An 11137-nucleotide genomic window follows, 5' to 3' on the forward strand; every position below is an offset into this window, starting at 1 on the left:
GCGAACCGTCATACCGCCGCGAACCGTCATACCGCGATTCATTCGCGGTATCTCTAGATCCCGCTAACAAGCAGTGGGATGACGAGCTTATCGTCACGCCGCCACGAACCGTCATACCGCCGCGGCGCTAACAAGAGATCCCGCTAACAAGCAGCGGGATGACGGTTGTCGTTTAGCCATAAACATTAAAAAATTTACCAAATGAAAAAAAAGGCAAAAGAAACCCTAGTCATTGTCTATTTTCAGTATTGGCGTTTTTAAGTCTTAAACACTGCAATTTAGCTGCTTTTGAATGCAACTAACCTACGCTGCAAATGTTTAAGAAATTTACTAAGCAAAAAAAAAGGCAAAAGAAACCCCGTGTTAGCTAGTTGTCACTCTCTAATCCTGCAAATTGGCGTACTATACTGTCTTAAACGACTTATAAGCGCGTTTCAGCTTATATAGGTAAAAACCCAGAAATGTTGTGAAGACATAAGGTGCACATAGTGCAAAAAATTAAAAATAAGACGCCAACTACGTTGTTTTCTTGCTGTTTAATCTGCACAGATGAAGATAACTGAATACCTTCAATACCATGATAAGGGGGCTGGCGGAGTTTGTCAAGCAAGTTTTTCGTTTCTATATGCGCTACCTTAAGACTTCAACGTCTTAACGCACCTAACTCCATCTGCATATAAATTTGCATGGCTCTTTCCAGTATTAAGCAATGCAAATCCAATGTTGTCTACACTAGAGCGCAGTTCCCCTATTTCCTCATTGTTTTCATTTGTCACTTTAGTGCCAATATCTGGAAGTGCGTTATCCCCCTCAACAAGGTAAAGTTTTCTTCTGAATATTTCTTGTCTGCTCATTCGATTTACAACTTCCTGACCTATATAACACCCCTTATTAAAGCTTATACCGTTTACTTTATCGATTAAAAATTGCAGCGGAAACGATGAATTCTGCACCATATCTTTCGCTCCATCTGGAACGAGATTTTGAATTCTGACTTTTTCATACTGAGTAAAATCCCCAACCGGCTCTTTTATTTCATCTTTATGTATGATCCTCATTCCTAGCAGCTTGTGCCTTGGATCTTGAAAAATAACTTGTGACTTACCACTACACTCCGCCAACTTAGTATTAAACAAAACTCCAACCTTATATAGTGCGCTAACGTCTTTAATCTTCACTCTCAAGTAAGTTTTAAGCAAATCCAGTTTCTCGATTATTTGCTGCAAGTGCATGTTTTCGCACTCTAAGAGGGTGTATTTACCATATTCAATAAGAAAAAAATCATATAGATATTTTCCCTGAGGGCTAAGCAATAAAGAGTAAATGGCTTTTTGGCTATCCAACTTATTAATATCATTGGTTATAATACCCTGCAGAAAATCTCTAGTGTCAGGCCCATATAGCACTATCACACCACGACTTAAAAATGGTATATAACTCATGAAATCTCTATAAATAAATCTAAATTTTATTATATAACATTGGGCTCTTTTAGAAACTGCTTTTGGCGTGCATATTTTATAATGGCGTGCATATTTTACAAGCTCCAGCCCTTGAAATCTAACTTACGAGTATATATATATAAACTCATAAGTTAATTTGTTGATGAGGAAAAACAAATGTCAAGTATAAGTTTAAATGTATTAGATGATAGCGTGCTGATCAAGCCTATTAGCGAAGAAAAGCAAGGTGGAATTGTGCTTCCATCAAGTGCTGAAAAGAAACCTACTAAAGGTGAAGTTATAGCAATTGGTGAAGGTTCACGCAATTCAAGTGGCGAACGCGTAACTTTAACTGTGAAAGCTGGTGATAAAGTGTTCTATCGCCAATGGGCTGGTACAGAAATAGAACATAATAATGAGAAGCTTATCGTGATGAAAGAGTCCGATATACTTGCTGTCATTAAGTAGCAGTCTTTATTTTACTAAACTAAAACAAAGCACGACATAGTGCATTGTAAGTAATTTTATTATAGTTTTCTAAGTTTTTTATTAACAAGAGGTGATAAAAATGACTAATGTAGTAGTATCAGGTGAGCAGTTGCAAGAAGCCTTTCGTGAAGTTGCAGCAATAGTGGATTCAACGGTAGCAATAACTGCAGGACCTAGAGGAAAAACAGTAGGGATTAATAAGCCCTATGGAGCACCAGAAATTACAAAAGATGGTTATAAGGTGATGAAGGGTATCAAGCCTGAAAAACCATTAAACGCTGCGATAGCAAGCATTTTTGCACAAAGTTGTTCTCAATGTAACGATAAAGTTGGTGATGGTACAACAACGTGCTCAATACTAACTAGCAACATGATAATGGAAGCTTCAAAATCAATTGCTGCTGGAAACGATCGTGTTGGTATTAAAAACGGAATACAGAAGGCAAAAGATGTAATATTAAAGGAAATTGCGTCAATGTCTCGTACAATTTCTCTAGAGAAAATAGACGAAGTGGCACAAGTTGCAATAATCTCTGCAAATGGTGATAAGGATATAGGTAACAGTATCGCTGATTCCGTGAAAAAAGTTGGAAAAGAGGGTGTAATAACTGTTGAAGAGAGTAAAGGTTCAAAAGAGTTAGAAGTTGAGCTGACTACTGGCATGCAATTTGATCGCGGTTATCTCTCTCCGTATTTTATTACAAATAATGAAAAAATGATCGTGGAGCTTGATAATCCTTATCTATTAATTACAGAGAAAAAATTAAATATTATTCAACCTTTACTTCCTATTCTTGAAGCTATTGTTAAATCTGGTAAACCTTTGGTTATTATTGCAGAGGATATCGAAGGTGAAGCATTAAGCACTTTAGTTATCAATAAATTGCGTGGTGGTTTAAAAGTTGCTGCAGTAAAAGCTCCAGGTTTTGGTGACAGAAGAAAGGAGATGCTCGAAGACATAGCAACTTTAACTGGTGCTAAGTACGTCATAAAAGATGAACTTGGAATCAAGATGGAAGATCTCACGCTTGATGATCTTGGTACGGCTAAAAATGTTAAAATTACTAAAGATAATACCACAGTTGTCAGCGAAAATAGCGATTCTGACAGTGTGAAAGCTAGAATCGAGCAGATTAAATCTCAAATTGAAACTTCAACTTCTGATTATGATAAAGAAAAGCTAAGAGAACGTTTAGCGAAATTATCAGGTGGCGTTGCTGTGCTCAAAGTTGGTGGAGCAACTGAAGTGGAAGTTAAAGAACGTAGAGATAGAGTCGAAGATGCGCTGCATGCAACAAGAGCTGCAATTGAAGAAGGTATAGTTCCAGGTGGTGGGGTTGCGCTTCTTTATGTTTCATCTGTTCTCGACAAATTAAAAGGTGCAAGTGACGAGGAACAAATAGGCATAAACATTATCAAGAAAGTTCTCAGTGCTCCAATTAGAAGGTTAGTCAAAAATGCTGGTCTTGAATCTGCTGTTATAATTGACTATTTGATTAAGCAGAATGATAAAGAGCTTATATACAACGTTGAGGCTATGAATTATGCTAATGCGTTTACAGCTGGTGTGATTGATCCAGCAAAAGTGGTGCGTATTGCTTTTGAAACAGCGGTATCTGTTGCGAGTGTGCTGATAACTACTGAATCTATGATAGTTGATGTACCAAGCAAAGAAAATGCTTCATCTCCTATGGGTGCAGGAGAAATGAGTGGCATGGGTGGATTCTAAGTAGAATGAAACCGTGGAGCAATTGCTCCACGGTAGTTCCAAAAAATCTCACATTTTACTATTCGTTAAAGGTAATACGTTTGGTGCAGAAATGCACTACTGTTTGCATCCGTTTCACTCCTTTATATTGTGGTTGTCTAATAACAAAAAGGCAGCATAAGAAAACTATAACCCCTAGTATATTTATACTATAGCTGACCCAAGCAACACGTCATACCGCGATTCATTCCACAACTGTACGAACATTACAATATGGCACATAGTAAACGATGTCATGAAAGTAGCTGACACTGGAATGACACCCTTTTGGATGGAAACCAGTGTCACGCACTGGCATGACACCCATTTGTTCCTATAGTTGTCTTTTCTCGTCTACCTTATTTTGCCACTCTGCTGAACAGATACAATTTACAACCACCCCCCTACCCTTTTTAGTTGTTCAGCAAATATAGAGAGGTTAAAGGGAGTGGTATTACTTAAACAACTAAATAAAAAACCAGGTAGATCATTCTGAAATTCTTGCATTTTTGTCCATAATTTTGTTAAATAACTTCCTTTTTGGTCATATCGAACCAAATTTCTTTTTCACGCCACCTTTTAAGCCACTTTCGTTAGTTTTTGTCATAATGCGATCAAACACTCCCAATAACCTCTTTAATAGGTTTGGAGTTAGCGAAGAGATAAGATCAACAGATACGTTATTGTTTTTGTCATCACCACTTGCTTTATAGTCTATTGAAACGATTCCCCTACTTTTCCCACCAGTAAGAAGTTTTCCAATTATAGGAATTTTTAACAAAGATTTATTAATTGAATATGCTGGTATTACTTGTCCTGCAACCTGGAATTTATAATCTTTAATATCGAGCTTACCACCAGTGCTAATACCTAACTCCGCCCCTTCAAGCCAAGATTCTTCAATTTCAATAGTGCCATCTTTGTATGAAAAAGGTGCATTACATTTGTAAAAGTATACACCTTCATTTTTTATGGCATTTACAATGCCAGGCAATGAAGACATCGACAATAAAGTAGTAAGTAGTGGAGCATCTTTGATGTAGAAATTGCTAATGGATAACGTACCATAATGTTCTCCACTTTCTCTCTGAGGAGAGAGATAAAAAGACAATTTGCCGTTTTTAATTGATTTACTAATGCCTAAGGAACGCGAAAGTATACCTGCATTATCCGCATATATTTCGAGCCCTATTCCACTGTATTCCGCTAGTATGTTGCTGCTATCTTCTAGAAACTGTCCTGTAAATTGACTTCCATTGCAATTACCTTTAGTACAGGTTACATTCAGCTTAGCATTTTTGATAACGATGCCTTCTTTCATCATTACATTGTCAACATTCATACTAATCTCTATATCTTTGTTTAATCCATTACTGTTTTTACCAAGCAAGCCTAAAATATCACTTAAGTTAATTTCCTCACCATGAACAGTTATAACATTTCTCTCCTTACCTGATTCAATTTCTATACTAAAATCATTATCAGGCAATTTAAAGCTACTAGAATTTAAATATAAATTTCCATTTTCTACTCTTCCGCTGAATTTTATATCTAGGTCATCTCCTATAACATCTAATCTGTCTATTAACAATTCATCGGCACCTTTTAATTTTACAGAGAACAAAACTTTATTGTGATCTTCAAAACGATTTTTCCACCCAAAATAACTTGAACGTGATTCAAGCTCTGATAAATCCATATTACCATTAACATGTCCAGTCTTATCTTGATTTATCACCGATTCTATATTTGCATTAACATAGCCACCTATATTTTCATCAAAATTAAGTATTTGAGCGGGTAAATCTCCGGTCAAATTCCAGGCGAAGCTTTTATTCCTATTGCTACTTTTCAGGTCAAATAATAGCTGTGTGTTATTCACCATACCACTACCATTTAAATCTATAAAGTCACTGCCAAAACTAAGCTTAATATCATATTTACCAAGACTTGCATTATAGACGGCCAAATTGTCAATTTCAGAATGAAAATTTGCTGAGAAGTCTACTTTTTTGTCATCAGCATTTAGATTAAAAATGCGAAAATTAAATATAGATTTTGCCATTCCACTGACTTTATCCCTTTCAACCTTCACCACATCATCCAGCTTAAATCTTATAGGCTCATATAAACCATACGCATCACTTACAGCTTGGCCATTAATGGTTAGAACTGAATTTTCCTTATTGAGAGATTTCATTTCAATATCACCACCATTAATAGTGAAATTCTGAAACTTAGCACTATTTACAGTAATTTTAAGATTGTTATTCTTGATGATCAAATCACCCTTTAATTCCTTTACTTGCTCAAAATCTTCATCAAATTTTACGCTACCGTTTTCTATATCAGCAACAATTACAATGTCTGACAGATCGTCATCAACCAAATTGTTAATTTTGCCATTGAAACTTACAATGGTATTTAAAACATCCCCATCAATATTATCACAATACCAGCTTTTAAATTTATTATTCACTACACCATCTGGTACATAAGTACATAAATCTTTTGCAGCAAACTTACTAATATTAATTCTAAGCAAAGCATGACTTGCACTAAAGTTCATTTTGCCTATTAAAGAGAGATACGTGTCATTTAACTTAAAATGGAAGTTTTTTACACTAATAATTCCATTACTATATGTTAAATTTATATTTACATTAGTTAAGGCCAAATTTTTGTTCAAATAATTTTCTGTATTTAATACGTATATATTTCCATCTACAATTTCATCCTTTTTATTAATTTTCACTGAGAAGCTTCCTTTGAATCCTATATTTTTGTCCAAATTGTAGCTTTTAACTAATGTAGAAAACTTGCTCAATAGTCCCAATTTTAGATCATAAAATGTCCCGTACACATTTAGCAAATTGTTGCGATTTTTTATCGTAATTGATAAATCATCCAAAAATCCCTTTCCATCTTTTGTATTCACATGAATATCTAAAACATTAAAATCTTCCCCCTTCCCTATATATAATTTATCAATAAAAAATTCATCTTCTGTGCTTTTATCAATAGCGATGTTAGTAAATTCAATTTTTGAATCCGCACTTAAGTCAAAAAAAAATTCCCTTATTGTTTTTACTGAGTTTTGCAGATTAAAATTTACTGCTTTAAAGTCAGCTTCTTTCTGATTGATACATACATGCACATTATCAGCTGAAACCTGAGAGAGATTTGTGCTAGCTTTAAATAAGGAACTTAACTTAAAATGTACAAAAAGCTCAGGAACTTTTATAGTAAAATTAGGGTTTGCTATTGCCAAATCTGTAATGACTAAATACGGATCTTTGCTACCTTTCTGCCAAACAACTGAGGTATTCTCCATATTAACGCTTGAGCCAACAAATATTTTTGATATTTTATGTTTAACATAAAAATTAATATAATTAATATTGATTTCTAAAGGCTTTAAAAAAATAAAGAAGCACAATATGAACAATAAAACTACGGAAAATAATATAGTAATTTTTTTAAGCATCGATTATTGCTTTTCTCGCTAAACTATCAGCCTCCTCATTATACTTATCGCCACTGTGTGCTTTAACCCACTTCCAATCAATTTCGTGTTGTGAAGCAACGTTGTCTAGCTCTTTCCACAATTCCATATTTTTTACTGATTTTTTATTACTTGTTTTCCAGCCATTCATTTTCCACTTATTTATCCATTCTGTTATGCCATGCTTAACATAAAGACTATCCGTATATAAATTAATATTACAAGAAAATTTCAATACTTTCAGCCCATTGATCACCGCTGTTAACTCCATTTTATTGTTTGTGGTATTTTCTTCTCTACCATAAATGTCTTTTCTGTAATCTTGAAATAATATGATAGCTGCCCATCCTCCCGCTCCAGGATTACCAGAACACGCCCCATCCGTATATATTGTCACTTCTTTTTTACTCATCTTTGTTTATATCGGTTAACAAAGTATATAGTTGCTTTTATGAAAGCACAATTTCTAAAGGTAGTTTAAGCTGCACCTTTAAATTTTATTATAGAAACAAAAAAAAGTGTGACAACGAGCATTACCAAAAGGAAAAGTAAAAAATAGTTTTTATGCTTCTGCCGTTCTTTCATAACTAAAATAAATCAATAGAACAAAAAATAATACTGGCGAATAGGGAAAATAGATAAGAAATTGAATAAGAAAACATTTTTTTCTGTGAGCTGTGATTCTTGAACTTCATAACAGATACAGCGTACCAAATAAAAACGCAACCTTCAAAGGTTGCCATGCTTAGATAAAGTAAAGCCTTTTTCAAAAATAGAGCCGGAAGCAAGCTAGTTAGCACCAGCAAAACACTATAAATTAATATATATTTTCTTGTTTTTTCCGGACCATAAACAATATTGAACATTGGAATCGATGCCTTTGCATAGTCTTCAGACTTATTTAAAGATAGGGCCCAAAAGTGTGGTGGAGTCCACATAAAAATTACTAAAAATAAAATGAAACTTTCCCAACTTACAGAATTAGTCACAGCTGCCCAGCCAATCATTGGAGGGAAAGCACCTGCTGCACCACCGATAACGATATTCTGCGGAGTACGCCTTTTTAGCCAAATTGTATATATGAAAACGTAAAATAATATGCTAACAGCAAGCAAAGCAGCAGAAATATAGTTTACTGCTATTGCCATGATAAATACTGACAATATTCCAAGAGTTATACCAAATTCAAGCGCACTTTCTGCAGAAACTCTACCTGAGGGTATAGGGCGGTTTTTTGTCCTTTCCATGAGCAGATCTATGTCTCTGTCATACCACATATTTATAGCACCTGCAGATCCTGAGCCAAGAGCAACACACATAAGAGATATTAGTGCTAGAAAAGGGTGCATACTACCTGGTGCAGTAACCATACCAGCAACTGCAGTAAATACCACAAGATACATTATCCTTGGCTTCAGCAAACGCCAAAAATCCAGTATTGTTGATTCAACATTTAGCAAAACACTTGTGTACATTCTATTTTACCACTGGTGGCTTTTCGAAAGTATGAAAAGGCGGTGGTGAAGATACCGTCCATTCCAAGGTGTCACCTTCCCAAGGATTATCTCCAGCTTTCTTGCCCCATTTAAAAAGATGTATAACTATAAACACAAAAAACATAACTGAAACAAAGGACATATACGAACCAATTGAGGATATATAATTCCAAGGGATAAACGCATCAGGATAATCAGGTATACGCCTTGGCATACCAGCTAATCCTAAGAAATGTTGAGGTAAAAAAGTGATATTGGTGCTAATAAAAGTAAGCCAAAAGTGGATTTGACCTAAGCGCTCATTATATTGTTTACCCGACATTTTACCAATCCAATAATAAAAGCCAGCAAAAGCTCCAAATAATGCAGCAAGTGACATGACATAATGGAAGTGAGCAACAACATAATAGGTGTCGTGCAGGAGCTTATCTATTCCACCATGAGAAAGAATTATTCCCGTTATGCCACCGCCAACAAACATGAAAATAAAACCTAGTGCAAATAGCATAGGGGTCTTAAACTCAATTGCTCCACCCCACATAGTTGCAATCCAGCTAAAGACTTTTACACCAGTTATAACACCGATAAAAATTGTGGTAGTGCTAAAAAATGCAGCAGCGTCAGCACTAAGCCCAACAGTGAACATATGGTGAGCCCAAACCATAAAGCCAAATACTGCTATACCTATCATTGCATAAACCATCCCTATGTAACCAAATACAGGTCTGTGAGAAAAAGTTGATACAACCTGACTTATGATGCCAAATGCAGGAAAAATAATTACGTAAACTTCTGGATGACCAAAAAACCAAAATAGATGTTGAAATAACACAGGATCGCCGCCACCGGCAGGATCAAAAAAGGAAGTACCAATATTGCGATCAGTAAGAAGCATAGTTATAGCACCGGCAAGCACTGGTAAGGCAACAATCAACATAAATGCTGTTAGCAAGACAGACCAAACAAACAGTGGCATCTTAATTAATGACATTCCTTTTGTGCGCATGTTAAATATAGTAACTATAAAGTTGATCGCCCCAACAATTGACGACATACCAGCAACATGAAGTGCAAGTATAGCAATGTCAACTCCTGCACTTGGATGGGACATTACCTGTGATAGAGGTGGATATAAAGTCCAACCTGTACCTGGACCTTCACCAATAAACACTGAGAGAATGAGCAAAATAAAAGATGACACTAATAACCAAAAACTTAAATTATTCATACGAGGAAATGCCATATCTGGTGCGCCAATCATGAGAGGTACAAACCAGTTACCAAATCCTCCCATGAGGGCTGGCATTATCATAAAAAACACCATTATCAACGCATGCCCTGTAACCATTACGTTATATAATTGATAGTTATTGTTAAGTATATTAATGTGCATTAGCTGAGTGCGAATAATCACTGATAATAATCCACCAATAATTCCAGCTAATATGGAAAAAATAATGTACAGTGTCCCTATATCTTTATGATTGGTGGAAAACAACCAACGCTTTATGCCCTTTGGTACGTCACTCATATCTATACTCCAAATTTAACTCACTAATTTTCTATTTTCAATCCACTTATTAAAATCTTCTTTGCTTACTGCTTCAACAACAATTGGCATAAATCCATGGCCTTGACCACACAATTCGTAGCACTGCCCATAATAAACACCAGGCTTTTTGATATTAAACCACGCCTCATTCAGCCTACCTGGTATCGCATCAATTTTTACACCGAAAGCCGGTACTCCCCAACTGTGTATCACATCTCCTGCTGTAACTTGTAAACGAACGTTAGTATTAACGGGTAAAATGATGTTGTTATCAACAGAGAATAGCTTTAAATCTCCTTCGATAAAGTCTTCTTTTCCCTTAATATAACTATCAAATGACACACCTTGATATTCTGGATATTGGTAACTCCAATACCATTGATGGCCAATAACTTTCAGTGTTATATCAGCTTTCGGTATTTCTTCCTGTAGCTTCAGTAATTTAGCGTTTTCAAAGGCTAATATTCCAACAATGATAGTTGGTATAACAAACCAAATAATTTCTAAAGGAACACTATGGGTAGTTTTACTTATGTTTGTTACTTTGCTTTTACGAAAGCGAAACGCTATATAAGCAAGCAGCGCCCACACAAAAAGCATTATTGTAACCATCACAAGCATCACAAACGAATGTGACCTAACTACAGCCTCCATTACTTCAGTTGCAGGAGCAGGAAATCCAAATTGCCAGGAAGTAGGAGCAGAGGCAACAGATATATTTGAGTAAAATATTATCAATAGTGCAAATAACTTCACCATATCTTTTGTTTGTTTGCTATAAAACTAAGTGATATACTGTATAATAGTATATATAAACTTACTATGCAAATAGAGATTAGTGATGGTTAATAATTTTTTAGCATTCAACAAGTATAATAGTACAATACTAATTGAGGAAAAAAGCAT

At 35.2% G+C, this 11137-nt stretch carries 9 protein-coding genes; 2 read left to right on the plus strand and 7 right to left on the minus strand.

The window, feature by feature from the left end; translation table 11 throughout:
* Positions 1-635: 635 nt before the first annotated feature.
* Positions 636-1442, minus strand: coding sequence for a CAF17-like 4Fe-4S cluster assembly/insertion protein YgfZ (gene ygfZ / locus HUB92_RS01195; RefSeq protein ID WP_015589111.1), 807 nt, complete (start codon positions 1440-1442; stop codon positions 636-638).
* A gap of 186 nt (positions 1443-1628) precedes the next feature.
* Between ygfZ and HUB92_RS01200 the strand changes: the two genes are divergently transcribed.
* A complete protein-coding gene (locus tag HUB92_RS01200; protein WP_173862895.1) occupies positions 1629-1910 on the plus strand; it encodes a co-chaperone GroES in 282 nt (93 codons plus the stop codon).
* A 100-nt stretch (positions 1911-2010) separates the two neighbouring features.
* A complete protein-coding gene (gene groL / locus HUB92_RS01205; RefSeq protein WP_209472980.1) occupies positions 2011-3660 on the plus strand; it encodes a chaperonin GroEL in 1650 nt (549 codons plus the stop codon).
* 223 nt (positions 3661-3883) lie between these two features.
* On the opposite strand, the gene HUB92_RS06915 is transcribed toward groL, so the two are convergent.
* The 6 genes from HUB92_RS06915 to coxB all read right to left on the minus strand — a co-directional run bounded on the left by HUB92_RS06915 (position 3884) and on the right by coxB (position 10990).
* Positions 3884-4006: a hypothetical protein gene (locus tag HUB92_RS06915; protein ID WP_255703183.1), complete on the minus strand. Its 123-nt coding sequence runs from the start codon at positions 4004-4006 to the stop codon at positions 3884-3886.
* Positions 4007-4222: 216 nt separating this feature from the next.
* A complete protein-coding gene (locus tag HUB92_RS01210) occupies positions 4223-7165 on the minus strand; it encodes a YhdP family protein (RefSeq protein WP_209472981.1) in 2943 nt (980 codons plus the stop codon).
* The gene (gene rnhA, locus HUB92_RS01215; protein ID WP_151807582.1) at positions 7158-7595 is read right to left on the minus strand and encodes a ribonuclease HI; all 438 of its coding nucleotides are present in this window, start codon (positions 7593-7595) and stop codon (positions 7158-7160) included. The genes HUB92_RS01210 and rnhA overlap by 8 nt, the downstream gene beginning before the upstream one ends.
* 175 nt (positions 7596-7770) lie before the next feature.
* The gene (locus HUB92_RS01220; RefSeq protein ID WP_209472983.1) at positions 7771-8658 is read right to left on the minus strand and encodes a heme o synthase; all 888 of its coding nucleotides are present in this window, start codon (positions 8656-8658) and stop codon (positions 7771-7773) included.
* A 1-nt stretch (position 8659) separates the two neighbouring features.
* Positions 8660-10210: a cytochrome c oxidase subunit I gene (gene ctaD / locus HUB92_RS01225; RefSeq protein WP_209472985.1), complete on the minus strand. Its 1551-nt coding sequence runs from the start codon at positions 10208-10210 to the stop codon at positions 8660-8662.
* 15 nt (positions 10211-10225) lie between these two features.
* On the minus strand, positions 10226-10990 hold the full coding sequence (gene coxB, locus HUB92_RS01230) for a cytochrome c oxidase subunit II (RefSeq protein ID WP_010962498.1): 765 nt from the start codon (positions 10988-10990) through the stop codon (positions 10226-10228).
* Between the last annotated feature and the right edge of the window lie 147 nt (positions 10991-11137).

It is taken from the genome of Wolbachia endosymbiont of Wiebesia pumilae, from assembly GCF_017869285.1.
Classification (GTDB): domain Bacteria; phylum Pseudomonadota; class Alphaproteobacteria; order Rickettsiales; family Anaplasmataceae; genus Wolbachia; species Wolbachia pipientis.

What these genes read in the sequence shown, in the direction of transcription:
- coxB (WP_010962498.1), bottom strand. Translation starts at nt 10,990, where the DNA reads ATGGTGAAGTTATTTGCACTATTGATAATATTTTACTCAAATATATCT.
- ygfZ (WP_015589111.1), bottom strand. Translation starts at nt 1,442, where the DNA reads ATGAGTTATATACCATTTTTAAGTCGTGGTGTGATAGTGCTATATGGG.
- rnhA (WP_151807582.1), bottom strand. Translation starts at nt 7,595, where the DNA reads ATGAGTAAAAAAGAAGTGACAATATATACGGATGGGGCGTGTTCTGGT.
- ctaD (WP_209472985.1), bottom strand. Translation starts at nt 10,210, where the DNA reads ATGAGTGACGTACCAAAGGGCATAAAGCGTTGGTTGTTTTCCACCAAT.
- HUB92_RS06915 (WP_255703183.1), bottom strand. Translation starts at nt 4,006, where the DNA reads ATGGGTGTCATGCCAGTGCGTGACACTGGTTTCCATCCAAAAGGGTGT.
- groL (WP_209472980.1), top strand. Translation starts at nt 2,011, where the DNA reads ATGACTAATGTAGTAGTATCAGGTGAGCAGTTGCAAGAAGCCTTTCGT.
- HUB92_RS01220 (WP_209472983.1), bottom strand. Translation starts at nt 8,658, where the DNA reads ATGTACACAAGTGTTTTGCTAAATGTTGAATCAACAATACTGGATTTT.
- HUB92_RS01210 (WP_209472981.1), bottom strand. Translation starts at nt 7,165, where the DNA reads ATGCTTAAAAAAATTACTATATTATTTTCCGTAGTTTTATTGTTCATA.